Consider the following 22977-nt stretch of genomic DNA (forward strand, 5'->3'; position numbering starts at 1 on the left):
AGGAACCAGCGTGTCGGAAGGCAACACGGGCATGGAGATCGCAATCACCGGGATGGCCGGGCGCTTCCCGGGCGCACGCGGCCTGGATGAGCTGTGGCGCAACCTGTGCGACGGCGTGGAGGCCATCGAGCCTCTGTCGGACGACGCGGTGCTGAAGGCCGGCCTGCCCCCGGAGGTGCTCGCGGATCCCCACTTCATCAAGGTGGCCTCGCGACTGGAGGACGTGGCGGGCTTCGACGCGGCCTTCTTCGGCTACACGCCGCGCGAGGCGGAGGTGATGGACCCGCAGCAGCGCCTCTTCCTGGAGTGCGCGCTGGAGGCACTGGAGGACGCGGGCCAGGGAGCGCCGCCCCAGGACGTGCTGGTGGGCGTCTTCGGTGGCCAGGCCCTGAGCACGTATCTGTTGCTCAACCTGATGGGGAACGCGGAGCTCCTTCGCACCGCGGACCCGCTCCAGCTCAACCTGGGCAACGCGGGCAGCTTTCTCACCACGCGCGTCTCCTACAAGCTGGACCTTCGCGGCCCCAGCTTCAACGTGGAGAGCGCATGCTCCACGTCGCTCGTCGCGGTCCACGTCGCCTGCCAGAGCCTGCTCAACCAGGAGTGTGACGTCGCGCTCGCGGGAGGCGTGTCCATCAACCTCCAGCTCCAGGGCGGCTATCGCTACGTGGAAGGTGGCATCCTCTCGCCGGATGGGCGCTGTCGCTCGTTCGACGCGCAGGCGAAGGGCATCGTCTTCGGCAGCGGCGCGGGAGTGGTGGCGCTCAAGCGGCTGGAGGACGCGCTCGCGGATGGCAGTCACATCTACGCCGTCATCAAGGGCTCCGCGGTGAACAACGACGGCGCCGCGCGCGTGGGCTACACCGCGCCGGGCGTCGAGGGACAGGCCGCCGTCATCTCCGAGGCCCTGGGCAGCGCGGGCGTGTCCGCCGCGAGCATCGGCTACGTGGAGGCGCACGGCACCGGCACGGCGTTGGGAGACCCCATCGAGGTGCAGGCGTTGACGCGGGCCTTCGGTGACGAGGCGGCGGGGCCGCGCACGTGCGCCCTCGGCTCGCTCAAGCCCAACCTGGGCCACCTGGACGCGGCGGCGGGCGTGGCGGGCCTCATCAAGACGGCGCTGGCGCTCAAGCACCGCAAGCTGCCGCCCAGCCTCAACTTCGAGACGCCCAACCCCAACATCCCCTGGGACGAGAGCCCCTTCTACGTCAACACCACGCTGCGCGAGTGGAAGGCCTCCGCCCACGGGCCCCGGCGCGCTGGCGTGAGCAGCTTCGGCATGGGTGGCACCAACGCCCACGTCATCCTCGAGGAGCCGCCGACGCGAGCCCCTGTCCGGGCCGCCCGCGCGCAGCAGCTCCTGCTCCTGTCGGCTCGCACGCCCGCCGCGCTCGCCGCGCAGACCCAGCGACTGGCGGAGCACCTTCGCGCGAACCCGGGCCTGGAGCCCGCGGACGCGGCGTACAGCCTCCAGGTCGGCAGGCGTCGCCACGCGCATCGCCGCGCCATCGTGTGTCAGGGGCGCGAGGACGCGCTCACGGCGCTGGGCGACACCGCGCGGCAGTTGTCCGCCGCCGAGGAGCGCACGGGCCGCTCCACGGTCTTCATGTTCCCCGGCCAGGGCGCGCAGTACGCGGGAATGGCCCAGGGCCTCTACGAGAGCGAGCGCGCCTTCCGCGCGGTGGTGGACGACTGCGCCACCCGGCTCACGCCGCACCTGGGCCAGGACCTGCGCGAGGTCCTCTTCCCCGCCGCGAACCGCGCGGAGGAGGCCCAGCGCCAGTTGCAGCAGACGCGACTGGCACAGCCCGCCCTCTTCACCATCGAGTATGCGCTCGCCCGGCTATGGATGAGCTGGGGCGTTCAGCCCGAGGCGATGATTGGCCACAGCATCGGTGAGTACGTGGCCGCGTGCCTCGCGGGCGTCTTCAGCCTGCCGGATGCGCTGGCCCTGGTGGCCGCGCGCGGCAAGCTCATGCAGGAGCTGCCGTCGGGGGCCATGCTCTCCGTCGCGCTGCCGCATGCGGAGCTGACGCCGCTGCTGGACGCGCGCGTGTCCGTGGCCGCGGTGAACGCGCCTTCGCTGACGGTGGTCGCCGGACCCGACGACGCGGTGGAAGCACTGCGGGCCCGGCTCGAGGAGCGCGGCGTGCAGGCTCGCAAGCTGCACACCTCGCACGCGTTCCACTCCGCGATGATGGACCCCATCCTCGCGCCGTTCACCGAGCGCGTGCGGCGGGTCAAGCTGTCCGCGCCCCAACTGCCCTACCTCTCCAACGTCACGGGCACCTGGGTGACGGCCGCCGAGGCGACGGACCCGGCGTACTGGGCCCGCCATCTGCGCCAGCCGGTGCGCTTCGCGGCGGGGCTCTCGCTGCTGCGGCCCGCGCAGGTGCTGCTGGAGGTCGGTCCCGGACGCACGCTGTCCACCTTCGCCGCCCAGCCCGGCGCGCTCCCGCAGGCGCCCACCACGATGACCTCACTGCGCCACCCGGACACGCGGCAGCCGGATACGGCCGTGCTGCTCGGCGCGCTGGGGCAGCTGTGGCTTTCGGGCGTGGACGTGGACTGGGAAGCCTTCCACGGAGGGGAGCGACGACTGCGCGTCCCGCTGCCCACGTATCCCTTCGAGCGCAAGCGCTACTGGGTCTCCCCGGATGGACACCGCGCGCTGGCGTCCGCTCCAGCACCGGAGCGCACGCTCGAGGCCCGGGAGCATGAAGAGGCGGCGTCCGCGGGTTACTCGCGCCCCGCGCTGTCCACGGAGTACGTGTCACCCGACACGGAGGACGCGCGGACGGTGGCGCGCATCTGGGAGGACGTGCTGGGCGTGCGGCCGGTGGGGCTCAACGACGACTTCTTCGCGCTCGGGGGGCACTCGCTGCTGGCCACCACGGTGGTGGGTCGCCTGCGGGACACCTTCGGATTCACGGTGCCACTGCAGTCCCTGTTCGAGGCACCGACGGTCGCCCGCCTCGCGGCGTTGGTGGCCGAGCAGCGCAAGAGCCCCGGCCATGATGATCCGGAAGTCGAGGCCCTGCTGAAGATGCTGGCGGAGCTCACCCCCGAAGAGGTCGCGGCCAGTCGCTAGCCGCGCTCCCACCCCTTTCGAGAAACAGCCGATGGCATCTCCCAACTCCGCACCCCTGAAGGCCCTCATCCTGGCCATGGAGTACACCCCGAACGTGGCCGGAGGCGTGGGCACCTACGTCTACGAACTGGCCCGCGGGCTGGCCCGTGGCGGGTGCAAGGTCACCGTCGTGGCGTACACCCCGGGCGAGCCGGCCGTGCTTCGGGAGCCCAACCTCACCGTGCACCTGGTCCCGCCAAGCCGAGGCAGCCTCTCGCAAGCGGCGCAGCTCTCGCTGGTGCGTGGCATCCGCCTCTTCAACGAGGACCTGGTCCACCACGGCCGCGAGCGCATCCGCGAGGAGCAGCCGGACCTCATCCACTTCCACCAGTGGCACACGCACCGCGCCGCGCGGGTGCTCGGCCGCGAGGCCGGCGTGCCCGTGCTGGGCACCAGCCACTACATCTCCGAGCCCGCCGAGCGCTGGTGGGGCCAGACGCCCGACCCGGAGATCCTCGAGGAGGAGCGCAGCTTCTACGACGGCACGACACCGGTCATCTCGGTGAGTGAGTCCATGAGCGAGCTCATCCGGGAGACCTACGGGCTGTCGGCGTCGCTGCTGCACACCATCCACTGCGGCATGGAGGCGGGGCCCTTCCTGGAGCCTTCGCACACGCCCGAGCAGTACGCCCGGCTGCGCGCCACGGTGGCCACGCCCGATGACCCGGTCGTCCTCTACACGGGCCGGCTCCATCCGCAGAAGGGCATCACCGCCATCTTCGCCGCCGCCGAGCGCGTGCTCGCCAAACGTCCAGAGGTGCGCTTCCTCCTGGCGGGCGGCACCGACTCGCGCGAGTCCACGCAGATGGTGCAAGGGCTGACCCAGCGCTACGCGCACCTGCGCCACCGCATCAAGCTGCTGGGCAAGTTGCCGCGTCGCCAGCTCGGACTGCTGCACCGAATCTCGGACCTGGCGCTGGTGCCCTCGCTGTACGAACCCTTCGGCTACACGGCCATCGAGGCCATGGCCTCCGGGCTCCCGCTCGTGGCGACGAGGTCTGGAGGCCCGGCGGAGATCGTCGAGCACGAGAAGACGGGCATGCTCGTCCCGGTGCTGCCCGGCGCGCCAGGAGGCCCGCGCGAGGTGGATATCGAGGCACTCGCCAACGCGCAGCTCCACTTGCTGGAGGACCGCCAGCGCGCTCGGAGCATGGGCCTCGCCGGACAGCAGCGCGTGGTGGAGCTCTTCGGCCTGCCGCGCATGGTGGCCGCCAACCGCGTCGTGTACCAGAAGCTGATCGACATGCCCGCCTCGCAGGCCGAGGCCCCTGTCGCTCGCCGCGAGGTGCTCTCATGACATCCCCGGTGTCGCCCTCCCCCGCCCTGGCCGCGGCGGAGTGGCTGGCCTTCCACGTCCCGCAGCCGAGCGCCTGGGTGAGGGTGTTCTGCCTGCCCCACGCGGGCGGCAGCGCGTCGCTGTTCCGCACCTGGCAGGCGGAGCTGGGACAGGACATCGAGGTGTGCCCGGTGCAGCTCCCCGGCCGGGAGAACCGGCTGCGTGAGCCGCCCCTGCGTGAGCTGCCGCGGGTCGTCGACTTCCTGGTGGACGTGGTGGCGCGCCACGGGGACAAGCCCTTCGCCCTGTTCGGTCACAGCATGGGCGCGCTGCTCGCGTACGAGCTGACGCGGGCGCTGCGCGAGCGGGGGCTCCCCACGCCGTTGCACCTCTTCGTCGCCAGCTACCGCGCGCCCCAGACGCTGAAGGCCCACCCGCCCACGGCAATCACCCACGACATCGACGCGGCCGAGGCCCGGCGCATGGGCGAGGCCATCTCCGTCTCGGGCGACATGGCGGAAGAGCTGCTGAAGCTGATTCGCACCACCCTGCTGGCGGACACCGCCGTGTGCGAGGGCTACACATGGAAGCCGGGCCCCGCCCTGGCCTGTCCGCTGTCCGCCTTCCGAGGCTTCGACGACTACGTCCCCGAGGACGCGACGGAGGCCTGGCGCCAGCTCACCTCCGGGACGTTCTTCACCCAGACGTTCCTGGGCGACCACTTCTTCCTGCGGCAGACGCCTCGCGGCCTGCTGCAGAACATGCGCCGGAGCCTCGCGAAGTCGCGGCCCGCGCCTTCCCGCTGACCCTCCCCAAAGGAGCTGCCCCGATGAAGTACCTCATCTACGTCAAGGACCGCACCTCGGGCCCCGTGCCCCCGGACCCCATCGCCCTCAACCGCTCCGTCCGCGAGTGGGTGGGCGCCCGCCTCCAGGACGGCACCATGGACTGTGCCTACTACGTCCTCCCGAAGATGGGCCTCTGTATCATCAACGCCGACTCGCACGAGACGCTGCTGACGCTGCTGCGCGCGTGGCCGTCGTTCGCGTTCCAGGAGTTCGAGATCCACATGCTGGCGGACGTGCGCCACGGCATCGACAACAACTTCGAGCGACTGACGCGCGAGGGCCCCAAGGCCCAGGCCGAAGAAAACGCGGCGTGACGCGCCACCCAGGAGAGCTGTCATGAGCACCGCCACCGTGCAGAAGGATGTCGGGCCCCAGGTCCCCGAGCGCATGCCGCTCGACAACCGTCGGGCTTTCTACGAAGGCCTCGAAGCCAACAACAAGCCCATCATCTTCACGGATGCCATGAAGGGCTGGCCCGCCGCCGAGCGGTGGACCTTCGACTGGTTCATCCAGCAGTACGGCGACGTGAGCGTCCCGGTGGAGTGGCTGCGCTACAACGCACGCCCCGCTGGCGACGTGGAGCGCGTGGGCCGCGTGCGGAAGATGACCATGCGCGACTACGTCGCCTCGCTGAAGGTGAAGGACGGCGAGGAGACGCCGGGCTACCTCATCGGCAACGACTTGTTCCGCACCCTCCCCGCCCTGCACCGCGACGTGCGCTTCGACGAGTACGCCGTGCAGCGGCGCCTCACCGAGCAGCTCTTCTTCATGGGGCCGAAGGGCACCTTCACCCAGCTCCACTTCGACCGCGCGCACAACCTGCACGCCGTCATGGTGGGCCGCAAGCAGTGGCAGCTGTACGCGCCGTCACGGGACGCGGAGCTGCGGCCGGCGAAGCTCAGCCACCCCTGGTCGGTGATGAGCGCGCATGACCTGACGCCGCACGGGGGCAAGCCGGATGAGCTGCCCGCGGGCAAGGTCCCGGACTATGACTTCGTCCTGGAGGCCGGGGAGATCCTCTACCTGCCCTATGGCTGGTGGCACCGCGTGTACACGGTGGAGGACGCCATCGCCACCAACTACTGGTGGTGGACCTGGTCCATGCTGGCGCGCATCGGCCCCAAGCTCATCCCCTCCATCGCGGTGAGCGCGATGAAGAAGATGCGCAAGCAGCAGACGCTCGGTCGCGAGTACCGCGAGCAGTGACGCGGAGCCGGCGACTCACTCCAAGTCGATGAGGGCGGCGAACATTGCACCCTGCGAGACATTGACGACGCCTGTGCCCTTTCCCATGGGGCACAGGCGCAGCGAGTGGCCGCCGTAGGTTTCACCGAGGACGAAGAGTCCCCAGATGACGCTGTGAGGCAGCACCCCACCGTCTGGTCCCAAGTAGTGGAAGGGCGCGGACCGCACCCGCTCCTGCACCACCCAGCCGCCCTCATCGAGCGCCTTGCGCGCGGCTTCGTCCCACGCGGGCGCGGGCGTCGACTCCCCGAGCAACACCGAGGCGCCGCCAAAGTCCCGCCCCGCCTTGAGCACCAGCTCCTCGCGCCGGGTGGACAGCAGCTCCGGAAGGAAGACGCGCTCGCCCCCGCGCTCGACGTGGGCCCGCTCGACACGGCGAGACCAGGGCACGTGGGTGCGCACCAGCGCCTGCTCCTCGGCGGACAGCGCGGAGGACGTCACACGCTCCGACAGGAGCGCGAGGTTGCGCTTGTCGTCGAGCACGTCCTGAGCGGGACCGTTGAAGAGGCTGATTGAGCGAGCGGAGGTGGCGGCCCGCGCGTTTTCGATGAACTCCGGGCCCGCCATCAGGAGACGATCCCGGGCCTCGTACTCGACCACCGCGTGCAGCCGCTTGCCCTGGGTGGTGAGGCGGTGTCCCTCGGCGCTCTTCACCGCGCCGTAGGTGGTCATGAAGACCTCGCCCCGCGCGCCCTCCGGACGGAGGATCTCCATGAGCTGGCTGGTGAAGAGTCGGCACGCCTGCTCCGCGAGCGCCGGCCCCGGAAGTCCGCTCGGGGGGAAGAGGATGGCGATGTTGCACTCGCCCTCCCACTCGGTGTCGCGGCGCACGCAGTCCACGATGTTGGCGAAGAAGACGCGCAGGGTATGGGGCTGACGGACGCGCAGCCCCTGCTCGGTGGCGAAGCGGTGCATCGCGGGCTGCGACATGACCTGTTGGACGAGGAAGGCCGTCTCCCAGCCGCCGACCCCCGCCGTCAGGTTGAACTCCAGGCACTTCAGGGCCGTGCCATCGTGGATGAAGTCACCCCGGCTGATGGCGCCGCGCGCGTCGTCCGTGCGTGCGAGGCAGTCCAGCGCCTCGCTGGCGCGCTCCTGGGAGAGCCCGTACCAGGCCGCGGCGCTGCCAGCGTCCCCGAGCAGTCGCCGTGGCGCGCATTTGATGAGTCGGCACAGCTTCGTGGCCATCTCCCGCATCGCCACCACCGCCGTGGCGTCGATGAACAGGGGCCAGGCGTGCAGTTGGTAGGGAAAGAGCGGTGACGCCTCGCTCGGCGCGAAACTGTGCCGCGCGAAGGCCTCCGGGACGCGCTCGGCGAAGTCGAGGAACTCCGCGGCCGCGGAGGACAGCCCCCCGTGCAACGCCTTGATGTCGGGAGGCAACTTTCCGCCGGGAATCGGCTCGGGCGCGCGCATGCCGTACTGCTCCTTCATGAGTAGAGGTGAACCACGTCGACTGCGTGGGAGTCGCTCAAGACAGCTCGCAGACCACGCGAAGCTCGCTCGTATATCGGTGCTGGGCCGCATCCGTGAGCCAGAGGTGGTCCGGGTCCGGCACCATCTCCGAGAAGCTGACCCGCGAGGACGGAGCTTCCTCCAGCGCGCGTCGCACCAGCTTGGCCATCATCTCCACCAGGAGCGGGCTGTCGAAGTCCACGAAGCAGGGCTTGCGCTCCGTCTCCACCTTGAAGAACGCGAAGCGAGGGATGCCGAGTCCGCGCTGCCAGCGCCGGGCCTCGAGCCACTGCTCCAGCGCCTCCGTGACACTGGCGAAGCCCAGGCTCGCCGCCGGCACGCTCCATCGCTCGCGGGCGACGATGACACCATCCACCGTCAGTCGCGGCGAGTAGTCCTCGCCCAGCGCCAGGTCGAAGGCGCTCGCGCAGCGGTGCTCCAGATAGACGGCCAGGAAGTCCATCAACCCGAAGCGGCGCCCGCTCACGCGGTCCACGACTTCCAGTGCGCCGTCGCGCCGCTCCACCACCAGGTCCCCCACGCGCAGGGCGCGAGCACCCGGATTCGGCGACGGCTCCTGCCCGGAGAGGTAGTGGAGGCTGCCCCTGGGGAACAGGCACGGCAGCGTCCGCTGGCTCCACTCGGACTTGGGAAACACCGGGATGATATCCGCCTCGGTGGCACACCGCTCCGCGAGCGCGAAGAGCTCCGTGGGCTCGGGGTGCTGCTCCACGAAGAGCGAGGAGATGCTGTTGCACAGGTGCAGCTCACCCAGGACCAGTTGGTAGTCCCCGGCGCGGACCGCCTCGTCGCTCGCCGCGTCGATCATCACGTCCGGCGACGCATGCCAGCGGCGCTTCCACCCCGCTCCGCTCGTGATGAACGTCTCGCGCACCAGGGGACGCAGTGCCTCGACGGTGCGCGTCTGACGACGGACACCCGGTTCGAGGGCGAAGAGCTCACGCCAGCGACGACGGTGCTCGGTGACAATCTCGTGGATGGGCATCAGCTCCGTCGCGGACGCCGGGTCTTGAATGCCCTCGACGAAGGCGAGCTGGAGCGTGGTGAGCTCCACCGTCGCTCCTCCCTGGGACAGCTTGTCGAACAGCGCCTCCAGGCCCACGCCCGTGCGACGGGTCACCTCGCCCACCAGCCAGCGAGCCCCCGTCAGCAGCAGCTCCAACACGGGTCCGAGTCGCGCGAGCAGCGGAGTCCCCAGCTCCAGCGAGCCGTCCCTCACGCAGTCCTCGTAGATGAGCGTGCGCGAGGCGTACGTCTTGCCCGCCGCGCGCGTCGGAAGCGCGCCCGTCACTTCCTTGAACACGCCCTCCAGCTCCGCGAGCGCTCCGTCCAGCGACTCGGGTGAGCCAGCCGCGGCCTCGACGGCGGCACGCGCGTGCTCCAGTCGGTCCAGCGGGGCCAGCGCGCGCGCCCGAGCATCCGCATCGGGAATCGCCATCAGGGCACCGCGCAGCACCACCTCCGGGCGCACCAGCAGCGGCACGTCCCAACCCCAGGCCAGCACTCCCATCCCGCTCGCCTGGTCCAGTGCGTCGTAGACCTCGTCCACGTTCGCGAAGGCGGGCTCGGCGCCGCGCGTGAGCGCCTCCGCGATGGCCTCGGCGCTGACCGTGCCATCACACCGCGCGAGCAACAGCGCCTGCGACGGCAACAGCTCCACGGGCGTGGGCATGGGGCCATGCAGCACCTGGCCCTCCAGGCGGAAATACGGCAACAGCCGAGGCGGCGCCCAACGTCGCAGGGTCGCGTCCTGGACCAGCGCGGCGCCGAGCGTGTCCATGCACCACGCCTCGAAGTAGACGGCGCGCCGGGAGACGAGTTGCTGCCCCGGCGACAAACGCAAGGCGTCACTCGACTGCGTCAGCCGCGCCCAACCCACCGGACCGAAGAACCCGATGGTGTCATTCTTGGTGCTGTAACGCTGAACGTAGGAAGCGACCAGCCGCTCGCGTTGCCGGGCCTTGCTGTTGCGCGCGGTGGCGGGCAGCGCCGCGAGTGGCTCGACGCCCGTCTTGTACGCGTGACGGTTCTGCCAGAGCAGGGCCTCGCGCAGTCGCGTCTCACCCGCCAGGGAGCGCAGCGCGGCGCTGATATTCAGCAAATCCGCGTCGAACGTGGCACGCAGTGCGTCCCCGGGTGTTTCAGCCCCCGTCGCGAGCCAGGCCTCCGCGGCGGCGGCGGCACTCGGTGCCGCGAGCCGGAGCACATCCTCGGCGGGAAAACCGGCGCCGCGCAGCGCGGCCCAGGGCCACAGCGCCATTCCAGGAGCAAGCGGGACAAGCAAGGGTGAAGCGGACATCGAGGATTCCAGAGGCTCGGGTACAGCGGTCAAGGAAGTCTGCCCCTTCCGGATTGTCCGCCTACTCTAGTATACAGCCCGTCCCTCTCAACGGCGTTCCCTGTATGAGCGATCAATCATCATCATTGCCGCGTCTTTCGTATTTCACGGGTCGAGGTGTCGCGGAGAAGATCCGCCTGGTGCTCGCCGAGTCCGGCACGGAGTACGAGGACATCGACCTGGGCAAGTTCGACGTGAAGGCGAAGGAGAAGACGCCTCCCTTCGAGGAGCTGAAGCGCGCCGGAAAGCTGGCCTTCGACAAGGTGCCCTTGTGGGAGGAGCCGGACGGCTTCCGCGTCGTGCAGAGCCTGGCCATCCTGCGTCACGTCGCGCGCACCCGGGGCCTCTATGGCGCGAACCCGCGTGAGAGCGCCGCCTGCGACATGATCATCGAAGGCGTCGAGGAAGTGACCGCACGCGCGCGCAGCCTGACGTCGCTCAGCCCGGACGAGTTGTCCGAGCAGCTCCCCATCATCCTGGGCGAGGAGCTGCCCCAGTGGCTCGGCCACTTCGAGCGGGTGATTGGGAACAACGGCAGCGGCGAGGGCTTCTTCGTCGGCACCGCGGTGAGCGTGGCGGACACCAGCGTCTTCGGCTTCCTGGAGCTGCTCGTCGACAACGGGCTCATGGAGGTGCTGGAGAACAGCTACCCGCGCCTGCGCTCGTTTTTCGAGCGGATGAGACAGCGCCCCAACCTCGCGCGCTACATCGCTTCTCCCAAGCGAAACCCGCCCGTCCAGCTCCTCAACGGCTGAGCGGAATCATCCTGGCACCCGAAGCCCTCCGGCCATGACGCTGACCCTGAAGTTTCATGACTCCGTCCGCCACCTGAGTGATGAGGCGCTGGACGTCCTCACGTCCGAGTCGAGTGTGTTCTTCGGCCGGCGCTGGCTCAGGATGCTGGACGCGGTCGACCTCCCCTTCATGGTCCGGGGCGAGCTGTCGCTTCGCTATGCCATTGTCAGCCAGGGCGAGGTCCCCGTCGCGCTGGCGCCGTGTTTCATCACCCGCAGCCAGAACATCTACACCCCCTACGCGCTGGAGAAGTTCTTCTTCAGCAGTTGGAAGAAAGGCTTCGCCAACGCGGGGGGGCTGAGCCGGGTGGCCGTCACGGTGGCGGACCTCTACCACTCGCTGGCGCGGCTCACGGGGGCTGGCATCGACGGAGGCGTTTTCGTCACCAGCCCCCTCAGCATGCGCAGCGGCATCATCTGCTCGCCCCAGTCGCCTGAACTCGCGCGCCAGGCTCGCGAGCTCATCCTCCAGGGGCTGCGGGAGTTGGCGACGAGTGAGCGACTCCCCCTCTACTTCTACGGAGTGGATGGAGACGATGCGGCGCTGCGAGAGGCGCTCAACTCAGCGTCCTTCCAGGAGGTCTTCATCTACGACGACAACGTCATCGACGTGCCGCCGGGTGAGAGCCTCGACGCCTATCTGGGCCAGTTCAAGAGCGACGCGCGGAGGTTCCTCAAGAAGGAGATGGCGCACGTTCGAGACGCGGGCGTGAGCTTCGAGCGTGTCTCGCGCATGGGTGAGATGGGCGAGTTGCTCGAGCGGTTCTACGAGGTGACGTATTCGAAGTACGGCAGCGAGCACATCCGCCACCCGCCCGCGTTCTGGTCCGCCATCGAGCAGCACGTCTCACCCGAGGCCGAGGCCCTGGTGGGATACCAGGGCGGAGAGCCCATCGGGTTCTCCCTGCTGCTGCAAAAGCACGACGAGGTGTGGTTCTACCGCGTCGGTCGCGCCGAGGCGGGTGCATCGGAGACACCGCTGTACTTCAACCTTGGCTTCTATGAGCCGCTGCGCCGGGCCTACGAGTTGGGCGCCCGGAAGCTCTGGCTCGGGCCCAGCGCCTACGAGACGAAGCGGCGGAGAGGCGCGCGAAGACATCCGCTCTTCAGCTACCTGTGGATTCCAGGGCGCTGGCCGCGCACCGTCCTTCAGCCCTACGTGTCTGCCTATTCCCGCGTGACGAAGGCCATGGCGGCGGGCAGCCCTCAAAAGAACCGGATGCGAAAGACACCCTGACCTGGAGGGTGCGCCGACTCCCGTGGCGCGTCGCACCCCGCCACGGGAGCCTGAGCAGGCTCAGCCTTCGAGCTGCTCCGGAGTGACGCAGGCCGCGGCGAGGTCCAGGTCCTCCAGCGGGATTCGCTGGATGTGTTCGCGGGGCTCGTACTTGGGGTTGAGCTTGTCGCGATACTTCTCGGAGCCGCTCTCGTACGTCACCCACAGCTCGCCATCGATGATGTTCACGCCCTGGGCGTAGGGGTCGATGAGCCCATTGCTGATATCCACCCGGTTATCGATGTTCGCCGTGAAGGAGTCCGCGCTGGCCTCGAACGGCTGGTAGATGAGCTTCTGGTCGCCCGTGGTGAACAGCAGGGCGCCGTCGACCACCGTCATGCCCTGGGCGCGGTCCGGCGCGCGGATGGGTCCCTGGCGTGAGTCCTCGATGAGGGAGCCGGTCTCCTCGTCGAGCTTGTAACGCCAGACAGCGCCCGCCTTGCCATCGCCGTCCTTGCTGTAGCTGCCGATGTACGCGTAGCCGTCCTTCACCGTCATGTAGCTGCCAGCGGAGACCAGGTCCATGCCAGTGGCCGGGTCCTTCACTCCCTCGGGGAATGGGACCTCCATCACCTGGGAGGCCTGGGCCACGGTCCCCGTCTTCGCCGCGCGCTCGAGCTCCTCGCGCGTGTAGACGTAGATGCCCCGGGTGTCGGAGACGTAGACGAACTCGCCGTCGGTCGAGACACCACCGCCATGCGTGGGCTTTCCCTCTTCGGGGTGCTTGGGGTCGAGCCCACCGAGCTGCACCTGGAGCGACTCGCTGCCCGAGCCCTTGTCCTGCACGGACAGCAGCACGTCGTGCTCGTCGGAGTAGTACGTCGTGAGCACTTCATCGCGTTTGGCGTCGTAGCCCTGGCCCTGGGGCGTCCAGCCCGCATCGAGGTGCAGCAGCTCCGGACCGACGGGCGCCGAGCCGCTCGAGGAAGGCGGAGCGGCCACCACGCTCGCGGGCTCCGCGACCGCCGACTTCGTCCCCAGGCCGGTGAGATTCACGGGGCTGGGCCGGGCAGCCTCCAGGCCGTCCTGGAAATAGGGCGCGGGGGCCGGGGGCGTCACCGGTGCTTCAGGCGCCAGAGGCTTCGTGGCATCCGTCTGGGTCGTGGTGACGACCCGGCGAGGAATCGAGGTGATCAAGAGCATGCCTCCGTCTGAACGGGCGAGTATCCAAGCCCCGCTGTATCACGGGCTGGTAACAACCCGAGCATATCCGAGTCTGGCAGGGAGAGCGCGACCCGGCCCACGGAACCGGCGGTCCCTTGGGGCGGCTGCGGGACGCGGATTTTGCTATGGGGGGGCCATGTCATCCGCACTCCAGACCCGTTCCCCCAGCTCCCTGGCCGCTGGCCGCTTTGGTCAGACGCGCTACATGATTCGCCGGAAGTTCTTCAAGCTGTTCGGCGGCGCCTTCCACATCTACGACGAGGTGGGCAACCTCGCGTTCTACTCGAAGATGAAGGCCTTCAAGCTGAAGGAGGACCTGCGCATCTACGGAGATGAGGAGATGCGTGAGGAGCTGCTCACCATCAAGGCGCGCGGCATCCTCGACTTCGGCATGACGTACGACGTGACGGACGCCGCCACGGGAGAGCGCGTGGGCGCGCTGCGCCGCAAGGGCCTGCGCTCCATCCTCCGAGACCAGTGGCTGGTGCTGGACGCGAACGACCAGGAGACGGGGAAGATTGAAGAGGACAGCATGATGCTGGCACTCGTGCGTCGCTTCCTCACCAACCTGGTGCCGCAATCCTTCTCCGGGAAGCTGGGCGAGACGAAGGTCCTCGCCTTCCACCAGCGCTTCAACCCGTTCATCCAGAAGATCGACCTGGACTTCTCGATGGACGACCGGAACCTGCTCGACCGGCGGCTCGGCATCGCCGCGGCGGTCCTGATGTGCGCCATCGAAGGCCGTCAGCAGTAGCCTTCGAGAGAGGGGCCGGGAGCGCGTCCCGGCCCCCTTCTTCAGGAGCGGAGGGGCAGTCGGAGGGTGAAGGTGGAGCCTTCGCCCATCTGAGAGCGGGCGGCCAGCGAGCCACCGTGAAGCCGGGCGAGCGACGAGGCGATGAACAAGCCCAGTCCATGGCCCCTCCCCTGTTGGCTGTCCGCTCTCCGGAAGCGGTCGAAGACGTGGGGCAGCGAGGCGGCCGGGATTCCCACGCCCTTGTCTCGCACATGGATGAGGACCGCGCCCGGATCCAACGCCGTCCGGATGTCCACCTCGCGAGAGGCGCCGCGATACTTCACCGCATTGGACAGCAGGTTGTTGAGGATCTGCCGCGTCCGTTCCGCGTCGAAGAACACCTGCTCCGGAGGCTCCTGCGCCTCCAGCCGGAAGGTCACCTCCGGCTGGGCCTCGGCCCAGTCCTGGATGACTTCCTGGAGGAAGGGAACCAGGGGCGCGGGCACGCGCTGGAGCTCCAGCTTCCCATCCACCAGTCGCGAGGCGTCCAGGATGGAGGTCACCAACCCGTTCATCTGGTCGAGCTGGCGCATCACCGACTCCGCGGAGCGTTGCTCGTCTTCGGGGGCGCCACGCTTGAGCAGCTTGCGAAGCAGGAGCTGGACGTTGAGGCGCGCGGAGCTCAGCGGCGTCTTCAGCTCATGTGCGACCCAGTTGAGCATCTCCTCGCGCGCCGCTCCCAAGGAGGTGGCGGAATCGCGCGAAGGCGGAGGTGTGTCCGGAATGGTCCGGTCGTGACGGGCCAGCGCGGCGCTGACGGTCTTCTCGAAGGTGGCCAGGTCCACCGGCTTGGCCAGGAACGTCTCCGCCTCTTCGCGACCGGTTGGGCGCGCCGCGCTGAGCAGCACGAAAGGCACGTGCGCCAGGGCGGGCTCCGAGCGCATCGCATAGAACAACTGCATCCCCGTGCGCCGGGGCATCATGTGGTCGCTGATGACCAGATCCGGAGGCTCCGTGCGCGCGAGCATCAGGGCCTCCTCGCCATTGCTTGCTCGCACGACGCGGTGGCCCAGGTCCTCGAGCACCTCGGAGAACACTTCCAGGAGCGCCTCTTCGTCCTCGGCGATGAGGATCAGGCTCATGTCGTGCTCCCACCGATGGTGGTTCCCACCGGACGGGCCTGGCCCGTGAGCAATCCCTGAGAGGAACGCATGGGGGCGAGCACCCGCAGGCCCGTATCGGCCACCTCGAACTCGCGCACGGTGCTGTCGTACTTGCTGTCGCGCATCTTCAGGATGGAGAGGATCCGGTGCAGGCGGCCGTGCAGCTCCACGAAGCGCAGGAGCAGCACGTTCTCCGCCAGCATGGCCACGGGCGAATCGCTGAAATCCAGCTCGGTGCCCACGACCTTGGAGACCTCGCGGGTGAACAACGACGTCACCCCCAGTTGCCGCAGGCGCAACGACAGGGATGCCAGGAAGGCGCGGCGTCGCTCGCCCTCCATGATGGACTGCTCCAGCTCCGCCAGCCCATCCAGGACGACGCGCTTCACGCCCCGCTCCTCGATGCGCTGGAGGATGCGGCGGACAAGGACGTCTGCCTCGGCTTCCGCGGGCAGCTCGTTGATGATCTCCAGCATCCCGGACTCGTACGCGGGCCGCATGTCCAGCCCCACCCGCAGCGCGCGGGCGAGCACGCGCTCGGGTGAGTCGAAGAACGAGACGAAGAGCGACTTCTCCCCACGGCGAGCGCCGTCCAGCGCGAAGTACGACGCCATCAGCGTCTTGCCGATGCCCATGCTCCCGGCGATCAACGTGGCGCTGTTGGACGGAAAGCCGCCGTACATCAAGGTGTCCAGCTCCGGAAGCCCGAAGCCCCTGCGTTCGAGGTCCAGAGGAGCCTCCGGCACGGCAGGCAGCGTCGCCTCCAGGCGAGGCAGGAAGTCCACGCCCTGCATGGTGATGCGCATGACGTGCTCACCCATCAGGTGTGGACGACCGCGCAGCTTCACCACCTCCACCCGGCGCATGCGGAGCGCGCCCTGGCTCCGGACGGACACCGCCACGATGCCATCCATGGTGGTGGCCTCCGGCAGTTCCATCAGTCGCTGGAGCGGATACTCCGTGGTGAAGATGCCAATGCAGTTGAGCGCCGCCAGGCCGAGGCCCAGCTCGTAGAGGAACTCGCGCAACCGCGCCTCGTCCTGCCACAGGTCGCGGATGGAGCGCAGGCCGTCGATGAAGAGCAGGCGGGCGCCGCGCTCTCGCACCGTCTGGAGGAGCAGGTCCCTGGCTTCCTTGGCGCCCCGCTTCAGCGCCGAGTAGGCGCTGATGAGGAACAGCATGTCGCCCAGCACCTCGGGCTTGTGGAAGGCGAAGCCGGACAGCGCATCCACCAGCTTGTCATGAGGCTCGGAAGTGACGGTGACCACCACGACGGGGATGCCCCGCGACGCGGCCGCGAAGGCCACCTGGCTGCACAGCACCGTCTTGCCGCTGCCGGGCGTCCCGGTGACGATGATGGACTGGCGAGGAGGCAACCCACCCGCCAGGAGCACGTTGAGGCTGGGGATGCCGGTGTCGAAGTTCTGCGGCGGACTCATTCGGGGATTCCGGGGAACGTGAAGACCCAGGCGAGGGAGGCCTGAGCCAGGAGGTGTGCACGCGACGGCACAGCGCGCAACCTGCGGTTGGCTCGGGCAACCTGCCACCCCGAAACGCCGTTCGACGACCCCGGACTGTTCAGCAGTCAGCATCCTCCAGCCCTGAAGGGCTGGGTGCTGAACCAGCGAAGGGCTGGACGCCTGCTGTATGCCGTCCAGCCCCCGTGCGCTGGACCTGGCGCGCGTTCCCCTGGCACCAGCCAGAGGAACCGCACGTGCGGCGACCATCTCACTGGCAGGCGTTGGAGCAGTGGTTCGAGCCCCCCGAGTCAACCTCCAGTAAAACCAGCTTATCTCAACGGACCAGTAAAACGGGCCGCACATGAACCCATCGAGAAAGCCAGACGCAACCCACCCTCCACGCGCGACGGATTGTGGATGTTATTGGCGTTGACCGGAGCGCCTCAAGGTGCCCGAGCTCGCGATTCTCCAGGGACGTCAATCGGGCGGCGCGGAGCCACCACCGAAGACGAGGGGGTCGTCGAGGTTCCTGAGGTCATCGCCAACCTGAACGCGGGACTCTTTCCTCTTAGGCGGGTTTTTCAATACAGTGCGACTGAGTCGTCAGCGCGCATTAAACGGAGAATCCAGGAATGGCTCGAAACGTCAAGTCCACCTACGTCCTTGGTACGGGTCTCTCTCACGACGGCTCGGCGTGCCTCATCAAGGATGGGCGCATCTGTGTGGCCATCGAGAAGGAGCGCATCACCCGGCGCAAGCACGACGGTGGCAACGACTCGGACGCGGTGAGCTACTGCCTGCAGGCCGAGGGCATCACCATCGACGACGTGGCCGTGGTCGTGCAGAACGACAACTTCGGAATGCTGGTGGGGGCGGACGACTGGTTCCAGGGGCCTCGGGTGGTGAAGGGAACCAACGTCCCCCTCGTCACCATCTCCCACCACCTGGCGCACGCCTTCAGCGCCATCTGCGCGTCGCCGTTCGACGAGGCCTCGGTGCTCATCATCGATGGCAGTGGCAATTCCTTCGATGACTGCCTGGACCGTGAAGGGTGCACCCTGGGCGTGACGCCCGCCAAGGAGCTGGAGCACCTCTACTTCGAGAAGGACAGCTATTACCACTACGAGCAGGGCCGGATGCGCCCGGTCTACAAGGACTTCTCCGAGGCCGGCATGGGCATCAAGCAGTACCCCATGCGCCCCAACTTCACGATGCACTCCATTGGAGGCATGTACCTGGCGGCGAGCGTGTACGTGTTCGCGGGCTTCGAGGACCCGGGGAAGCTGATGGGGCTGGCGCCGTTTGGCCGCCCGAACCAGCACGACTTCCCCATCTTCGACCTGAAGGACGGTCGCGTCTTCGTGCGCTACGACTGGATGGAGCGCTTCACGCGGCCGGCGCGCAACAAGACGGACTTCAAGGAGGGCTTCCAGGCACACGCGGACTTCGCGTGGTGGCTGCAGCGTGAGGTGGAGCGGGCCCTGCTCTACGTCGTGAACCACCGCTACGAGCAGGCGCCGTCGGACAACCTCGTGTACGCGGGAGGCGTGGCACTCAACGCGGTGGCCAACCGCGTCATCCGCACGCAGTCGCGCTTCAAGAACATGTTCATCCAGCCGGCGGCGGGTGACAACGGGCTGGCGGTGGGCTGCGCGTATTACGGCTGGCAGGAGGTGCTCAAGCGCGAGCGGGTGAAGGCCACGGGCTCCTCGGCGTTCGGCCGGCACTACCGCCGCGACGAGGTGGACGCGGCCCTCAAGAACCACGATGACCTGCTGAAGGAGGAGCCGGCGCAGGACGTGTACCGGCGAACCGCGGAGCTGCTCGCGGACGGCAAGGTGGTGGGTTGGTTCCAGGGGGGCTCGGAGCTCGGTCCGCGCGCGCTCGGCCACCGCAGCATCCTGGCGGACCCGCGCCTGCCGGAGATGCGCGACTTCATCAACAGCAAGGTGAAGTTCCGTGAGGACTTCCGTCCCTTCGCGCCGTCGGTGCTGCGCGAGGACTGCTCCACCTACTTCGACTGCGACTACGAGAGCCCGTACATGGTCATGGTGGCGCCGGTGCGTCCGGAGTGGCGCTCGCGCATCCCCAGCGTGGTGCATCAGGACTCCTCGGCGCGCATCCAGACGGTGACCGAGGACGTGTCCCCCGCGTACTACCGGCTGCTGAAGCAGTTCAAGGAGGTCACCGGCATCTCCGTGCTGCTCAATACCTCCTTCAACCGCAAGGGCATGCCCATCGTGGAGACGCCCGAGGAGGCCATCCGGTTCTTCCTTAGCTGCGCGCTGGACGCGCTGGTGCTGGAGGACCGCATCTTCTTCAAGGTGGCGACGCGGACGTCCGTGGACCTGCCCCTGGACAAGCTGTTGCTGGAGCGCATCAAGCCCGCGCTGGAGCGCAACGTCGAGGAGGCGAAGCGGATCGGCGGGGTGTTCGAGCTGCGCCTGAGCGGCGTGCGGACCTTCACCATGGACCTGTCGCGCCAGCAGCCGACCCTCTTCGAGGGCCGTCAGAAGACCCCGGACGTGGTGCTCGAGCTCTCGGAGAGCGACTTCCAGCGGCTCTACAACGACCCCAACGAGGCCCAGTCGCTGTTCGGCCAGGGAAAGATCTCCGTCAACGGAGATCCCGCGCGCGCGCTGCAGGTGGCGCGCATCCTGCGGATGTCGTGAGCCGCCAGCCCGCACTCGAGAACGCCATGAACGTACGGGAAGCCCTCCAGCGGACGAAGCACTGGGTCGATACGGAAGGCAGCCGGATCCCAGGCTTCCTGGGCGCCTATGTCGCGGGGAGTTCGACGCGCATGCCGCTGGACGCGCCCTTCGCGCCGTGGCGTGACGTCGATATCGTCATCGCCACGACGGACGCGAACGAGGTCCGGATGCCGCCCCTGGAGTTCGTGCACCAGGAGGTCATCGTGGAGTGCGGCTGCCTGGACGCGAAGCTCTTCCAGCGCGCCGAGGATATCGTCGCGACCCCGGAGCACGCGGACAACCTCGCGGCGGGGGTCATCCTGTCCGACCCGACCGGCGCCTTCCAGAAGCTGCACGAGCGCGTCGCCGTGGAGTTCCCCCGGCGCCCCTGGGTGCGTGCCCGGTGCGAGGCACACAAGCGCACCTTCCTGACGCACCTGGAGCAGGCCACCCAGGCCCGCGCGGCGGGGATGTATCCGCTGATGCTCATGCACTACCACGCCGCCCTGGTCTACCTGTCGGGGCTCGTGGCGCTGTCACACCTGCGCCCCATCACGGTGCGCCAATGCTTCGTCCTCTCGGGGGAGTTGCTGGAGCGGCAGGGGCTCGGGGCCCTGCACGAGGAATCGCTGGAGCTGCTGGGCAGCGCGAGCCTGTCGAAAGTGGAGGTGGAGCACTTCCACGCGGACTTCATGAAGGCCTTTGACCGCGCGATTGAAGTGAAGCGGGGCGACATCCCGTACGGCTTCAAGCTTCGCGCGCACCTGAGGCGCGCCTACCTGGAGGGAACCCAGGAGATGATCGATGCCGGGCGGCACCGGGAGGCCGCGTTCTGGTTCTTCGGCCTCTATTTCCTCGCGCTGATGGTGCTCCAGAAAGACGCCCCGGGCGACGAGAGGCCGGCGTTCCAGGCGCGCTTCGATGCGTTCTTCACCCGGCTCGACTTGCACCCCACGGCCGACTGGATGGGCAGGCTGCGGCGCGCGAAGGCCGTCTTCGAACGGTTCCGCGAGGCCTCGGAAACGGCCCTCGCGAGCACCCCCGCCATCAAGGACTGACTCCCCTCATGGCGACCATCCTCCTCGCGCCCTTCGCGGGCCATGGCCATATCAATCCCACCCTGAAGCTCGCCCGGGCACTGGGCCAGCGAGGCCACCGCGTGGTCTACGCGGGCCCCCTGGACTGCCAGGAGCTGGTGACCCGCCGCGGGGGCGAGTTCATCCCCGTGCTCGAGGAGCAACTGCCCAAGGGCAGCTTCGACCCCTTCCAGGCCTCCGGGTTCCTGGGGCACGTGCGCCAGCTCCGCGCGCTCACCCGCCGGGTCGACGCCGCGCTGCTGGCCATCGCGGAGGGCGCGCTCGACGGAGTCTTCGAGCGCGTGCGACCGGACCTGGTGGTCTGCGACACCCTCCTCCCGTACACGGCGCTGGTGGCCCATGGCCATGGAGTCCCAGCGGTCTTCTTCAACACCTCCGTGCCCCGCGAGTTCATCCACCCCTTCCTGTCCCGCCCACCCACGGAGCCCTCCCGCAGGCTGCGCGCCCACGCCGTCCGGGCGTTGCTCGGGGTGATGGGGGCGCTGGGCATCGCGCCCCGGATGAACGAGCGCAGCGCACGCATCGCACGCCGCTACGGCTATCCGGTGGAGGCGCTCGCGACGGAGCCCGAGCGCCTGCTCGCGCCCCGGCTGCCAGAGCTGGTCCTCGCCCCGCGTGAGTTCGCCGAGCCCGATGGCTACGTGGAGTCCCACTACATCTACGCGGGGCCGAGCATCGACCTGGACCGGGCCCCCATGGACTTCCCCTGGGAGCGGCTCGACGCCGACAAGCCCCTCATCCTCTTCTCACTGGGCAGCCAGGGCGCCTTCCGCCGAGCGCTGGAGCAGCAGGTGCTCGACACCGTGTTCGCGGCGGCGCGGGCGAGGCCCCAGTGGCAGTTCGTCTTCGCGGTGACGCCCGCCCACGACCCGAAGCCCTACGACGCGGAGCCCAACGTGGTGGCCGTCCACTCCGCGCCCCTGCTCCAGTTGCTGGAGCGCGCCACCGCGGTCGTCACGCACGGCGGCTTCAACACGGTGAAGGAGTGCATCTACTTCGGCGTGCCCATGGTCGTGGTGCCGTTCGTGTTCGACATGCCCGGCGTGGGGCGCGCGGTGGAGCACCGGGGGCTGGGCTTCTCCTGCCCCGCGAAGACACTGAAGCTCGAACACCTGCTCGCATCGCTGGACTCGCTGGTGAACGAGCCGCGGTGGCGCACGGCCCTGGCCGCCATGCGCGCGTGCTTCCATGAGAACGAGCGGAACAACTCGGCCGCGGACGCGCTCGAGCGCCTCCTCCAGGCGCCCGAGGCCCAGGGCGCGCGGCTCAGGCCGGGTTCTTCCGCACGGTGACCTGGAAGGCCTTGCGCACCACCTGGAGGTGCCTGGCCGCGGCGGAGAGGAACGCGTCGATGCCGAGGTCCGGGCGCGAGATGTCCTGGAAGTCCGCGAGCTGCGCGGCGGCCATGCCGTAGTCGTCGAAGGTCATCACCCCACCCGGCTTCAGCAGCCGCCAGCACAGCACGGCGTCCTCCAGGACGTCGTACGTCTCGTGCGAGCCGTCCACGTAGATGAAGTCATACACGGGCTCGGGAGGAAGCCGGCGCAGGGCGACATGGGACAGGCCCACCCGCTTCTCCACGCGCTCGCCCGCGCCGCTCGTGGCGATGTTCTCGTCGAACAAGCGCGCGGCATTCCCCTCGAACAGGTCCACGCAGGTGATGCGCGATGTCGGGTGCGTGAGCACGTTCTCCAGGAGCCAGATGGCGGAGCGTCCCTCGAAGCTGCCAATCTCCAGCACCCTCGCGCCAGGCTGCCCCATCAACGGCGAGAGCACCTCGCGCCACTCGGCTTCGCACTTGGACATCCAGTCCGTGGAGAAGCGGTAGCGGCCCACCTGCCGCAGCGCCGGGTTGCGCTCCATGTACCCGCGCGCCGCCGCCTTGACCTCCGGGGAGGCCCACTTGAAGTCCAGCAGCCGCCCGAGCGCGGCGTGCACGGAGCTCCGCAGGTTGTCCACCGACGCGGCATGAGGCCCCAGCCGCGCCGCCGCCCCGTTCGTCAGCATCGCGCCCAGGCTCTCCACCTCCCGGAGCCACGCGAGGATGCCCTCGTTCGCGGCCGCGGGCTCCATCCGCAGGAAGCCCTGGAAGCGCATGGCCAGCGACGACACCTGTTGGGACAGCTCAACCCCGGGGTTCACGCGGGCCTGCCTTTCTTCAGAGGGAGGGGCACTCACGACACCCTGCCGGCGTCCGCGAGTGTCTTGGATGGTTCCATGCGGTATACCGCGAGGTCAAGGAATCACGATTAATCTCGAATGTAAACATTTCCTGATTATGTAT

The 22977-nt window shown here is 68.7% G+C and carries 17 protein-coding genes; 11 read left to right on the top strand and 6 right to left on the bottom strand.

Annotation, left to right across the window (positions count from 1 at the left end):
* Positions 1-10 precede the first annotated feature (10 nt).
* Genes HUA78_RS28905 through HUA78_RS28925 form a run of 5 tightly spaced genes read left to right on the top strand, consistent with a single transcriptional unit; the run spans position 11 to position 6460 of the window.
* Positions 11-3091, top strand: coding sequence for a type I polyketide synthase (locus HUA78_RS28905; RefSeq protein ID WP_371745682.1), 3081 nt, complete (start codon positions 11-13; stop codon positions 3089-3091).
* A 31-nt stretch (positions 3092-3122) separates the two neighbouring features.
* Positions 3123-4427, top strand: coding sequence for a glycosyltransferase family 4 protein (locus HUA78_RS28910; RefSeq protein WP_174477616.1), 1305 nt, complete (start codon positions 3123-3125; stop codon positions 4425-4427).
* Positions 4424-5212 carry a thioesterase II family protein gene (locus HUA78_RS28915; protein WP_141640645.1) on the top strand — a complete coding sequence of 263 codons (789 nt, stop codon included), beginning with the start codon at positions 4424-4426 and terminating at the stop codon, positions 5210-5212. Before HUA78_RS28910 ends, HUA78_RS28915 begins: the two co-directional genes overlap by 4 nt.
* Before the next feature lie 23 nt (positions 5213-5235).
* Complete coding sequence (locus HUA78_RS28920; protein ID WP_141640644.1) at positions 5236-5568, top strand: hypothetical protein; 333 nt, start codon at positions 5236-5238, stop codon at positions 5566-5568.
* Positions 5569-5590: 22 nt separating this feature from the next.
* On the top strand, positions 5591-6460 hold the full coding sequence (locus HUA78_RS28925; RefSeq protein ID WP_141640643.1) for a cupin-like domain-containing protein: 870 nt from the start codon (positions 5591-5593) through the stop codon (positions 6458-6460).
* A 15-nt stretch (positions 6461-6475) separates the two neighbouring features.
* Here the strand turns inward: HUA78_RS28925 and HUA78_RS28930 are convergent, their stop codons facing one another.
* Positions 6476-7933 (bottom strand): hypothetical protein, encoded by a 1458-nt coding sequence (locus HUA78_RS28930; protein WP_254623952.1) that lies wholly within the window; start codon positions 7931-7933, stop codon positions 6476-6478.
* 37 nt (positions 7934-7970) lie between these two features.
* On the bottom strand, positions 7971-10274 hold the full coding sequence (locus tag HUA78_RS28935; protein ID WP_254623953.1) for a lantibiotic dehydratase: 2304 nt from the start codon (positions 10272-10274) through the stop codon (positions 7971-7973).
* A gap of 104 nt (positions 10275-10378) precedes the next feature.
* On the opposite strand from HUA78_RS28935, the gene HUA78_RS28940 reads away from it, so the two are divergent.
* The gene (locus HUA78_RS28940) at positions 10379-11068 is read left to right on the top strand and encodes a glutathione S-transferase family protein (protein ID WP_174455407.1); all 690 of its coding nucleotides are present in this window, start codon (positions 10379-10381) and stop codon (positions 11066-11068) included.
* A 34-nt stretch (positions 11069-11102) separates the two neighbouring features.
* Positions 11103-12344 (top strand): GNAT family N-acetyltransferase, encoded by a 1242-nt coding sequence (locus HUA78_RS28945; RefSeq protein ID WP_174477617.1) that lies wholly within the window; start codon positions 11103-11105, stop codon positions 12342-12344.
* 60 nt (positions 12345-12404) lie between these two features.
* Here the strand turns inward: HUA78_RS28945 and HUA78_RS28950 are convergent, their stop codons facing one another.
* A complete protein-coding gene (locus HUA78_RS28950) occupies positions 12405-13526 on the bottom strand; it encodes a hypothetical protein (protein ID WP_254623954.1) in 1122 nt (373 codons plus the stop codon).
* A 157-nt stretch (positions 13527-13683) separates the two neighbouring features.
* Here HUA78_RS28950 and HUA78_RS28955 point away from each other — a divergent pair, with 157 nt between their 5' ends.
* Positions 13684-14301 carry a hypothetical protein gene (locus HUA78_RS28955; RefSeq protein ID WP_141640640.1) on the top strand — a complete coding sequence of 206 codons (618 nt, stop codon included), beginning with the start codon at positions 13684-13686 and terminating at the stop codon, positions 14299-14301.
* A gap of 41 nt (positions 14302-14342) precedes the next feature.
* Here the strand turns inward: HUA78_RS28955 and HUA78_RS28960 are convergent, their stop codons facing one another.
* Both HUA78_RS28960 and HUA78_RS28965 read right to left on the bottom strand, forming a co-directional pair.
* Positions 14343-15422: a hybrid sensor histidine kinase/response regulator gene (locus tag HUA78_RS28960; RefSeq protein ID WP_174477618.1), complete on the bottom strand. Its 1080-nt coding sequence runs from the start codon at positions 15420-15422 to the stop codon at positions 14343-14345.
* Positions 15419-16882 (bottom strand): ATPase domain-containing protein, encoded by a 1464-nt coding sequence (locus tag HUA78_RS28965; RefSeq protein ID WP_174477619.1) that lies wholly within the window; start codon positions 16880-16882, stop codon positions 15419-15421. The genes HUA78_RS28960 and HUA78_RS28965 overlap by 4 nt, the downstream gene beginning before the upstream one ends.
* Before the next feature lie 653 nt (positions 16883-17535).
* On the opposite strand from HUA78_RS28965, the gene HUA78_RS28970 reads away from it, so the two are divergent.
* From HUA78_RS28970 to HUA78_RS28980, 3 genes are read left to right on the top strand one after another with little or no spacing between them, the layout of a single operon-like run.
* Positions 17536-19575: a carbamoyltransferase C-terminal domain-containing protein gene (locus HUA78_RS28970; RefSeq protein ID WP_174477620.1), complete on the top strand. Its 2040-nt coding sequence runs from the start codon at positions 17536-17538 to the stop codon at positions 19573-19575.
* A gap of 26 nt (positions 19576-19601) precedes the next feature.
* Positions 19602-20654 (top strand): hypothetical protein, encoded by a 1053-nt coding sequence (locus HUA78_RS28975; protein ID WP_174477621.1) that lies wholly within the window; start codon positions 19602-19604, stop codon positions 20652-20654.
* A gap of 8 nt (positions 20655-20662) precedes the next feature.
* Positions 20663-21985 carry a nucleotide disphospho-sugar-binding domain-containing protein gene (locus HUA78_RS28980; protein ID WP_174477622.1) on the top strand — a complete coding sequence of 441 codons (1323 nt, stop codon included), beginning with the start codon at positions 20663-20665 and terminating at the stop codon, positions 21983-21985.
* Here the strand turns inward: HUA78_RS28980 and HUA78_RS28985 are convergent.
* Entirely contained in the window at positions 21960-22835 is an 876-nt protein-coding gene (locus HUA78_RS28985; RefSeq protein WP_371745683.1) for a class I SAM-dependent methyltransferase, read from the bottom strand. The genes HUA78_RS28980 and HUA78_RS28985 overlap by 26 nt on opposite strands.
* Positions 22836-22977 lie beyond the last annotated feature (142 nt).

This window comes from Myxococcus sp. CA033, from assembly GCF_013336625.1.
Taxonomy (GTDB): domain Bacteria; phylum Myxococcota; class Myxococcia; order Myxococcales; family Myxococcaceae; genus Myxococcus; species Myxococcus llanfairpwllgwyngyllgogerychwyrndrobwllllantysiliogogogochensis.

What these genes read in the sequence shown, in the direction of transcription:
- HUA78_RS28910 (WP_174477616.1), top strand. Translation starts at nt 3,123, where the DNA reads ATGGCATCTCCCAACTCCGCACCCCTGAAGGCCCTCATCCTGGCCATG.
- HUA78_RS28915 (WP_141640645.1), top strand. Translation starts at nt 4,424, where the DNA reads ATGACATCCCCGGTGTCGCCCTCCCCCGCCCTGGCCGCGGCGGAGTGG.
- HUA78_RS28920 (WP_141640644.1), top strand. Translation starts at nt 5,236, where the DNA reads ATGAAGTACCTCATCTACGTCAAGGACCGCACCTCGGGCCCCGTGCCC.
- HUA78_RS28925 (WP_141640643.1), top strand. Translation starts at nt 5,591, where the DNA reads ATGAGCACCGCCACCGTGCAGAAGGATGTCGGGCCCCAGGTCCCCGAG.
- HUA78_RS28930 (WP_254623952.1), bottom strand. Translation starts at nt 7,933, where the DNA reads ATGAAGGAGCAGTACGGCATGCGCGCGCCCGAGCCGATTCCCGGCGGA.
- HUA78_RS28935 (WP_254623953.1), bottom strand. Translation starts at nt 10,274, where the DNA reads ATGTCCGCTTCACCCTTGCTTGTCCCGCTTGCTCCTGGAATGGCGCTG.
- HUA78_RS28940 (WP_174455407.1), top strand. Translation starts at nt 10,379, where the DNA reads ATGAGCGATCAATCATCATCATTGCCGCGTCTTTCGTATTTCACGGGT.
- HUA78_RS28945 (WP_174477617.1), top strand. Translation starts at nt 11,103, where the DNA reads ATGACGCTGACCCTGAAGTTTCATGACTCCGTCCGCCACCTGAGTGAT.
- HUA78_RS28950 (WP_254623954.1), bottom strand. Translation starts at nt 13,526, where the DNA reads ATGCTCTTGATCACCTCGATTCCTCGCCGGGTCGTCACCACGACCCAG.
- HUA78_RS28955 (WP_141640640.1), top strand. Translation starts at nt 13,684, where the DNA reads ATGTCATCCGCACTCCAGACCCGTTCCCCCAGCTCCCTGGCCGCTGGC.
- HUA78_RS28960 (WP_174477618.1), bottom strand. Translation starts at nt 15,422, where the DNA reads ATGAGCCTGATCCTCATCGCCGAGGACGAAGAGGCGCTCCTGGAAGTG.
- HUA78_RS28965 (WP_174477619.1), bottom strand. Translation starts at nt 16,882, where the DNA reads ATGAGTCCGCCGCAGAACTTCGACACCGGCATCCCCAGCCTCAACGTG.
- HUA78_RS28970 (WP_174477620.1), top strand. Translation starts at nt 17,536, where the DNA reads ATGGCTCGAAACGTCAAGTCCACCTACGTCCTTGGTACGGGTCTCTCT.
- HUA78_RS28975 (WP_174477621.1), top strand. Translation starts at nt 19,602, where the DNA reads ATGAACGTACGGGAAGCCCTCCAGCGGACGAAGCACTGGGTCGATACG.
- HUA78_RS28980 (WP_174477622.1), top strand. Translation starts at nt 20,663, where the DNA reads ATGGCGACCATCCTCCTCGCGCCCTTCGCGGGCCATGGCCATATCAAT.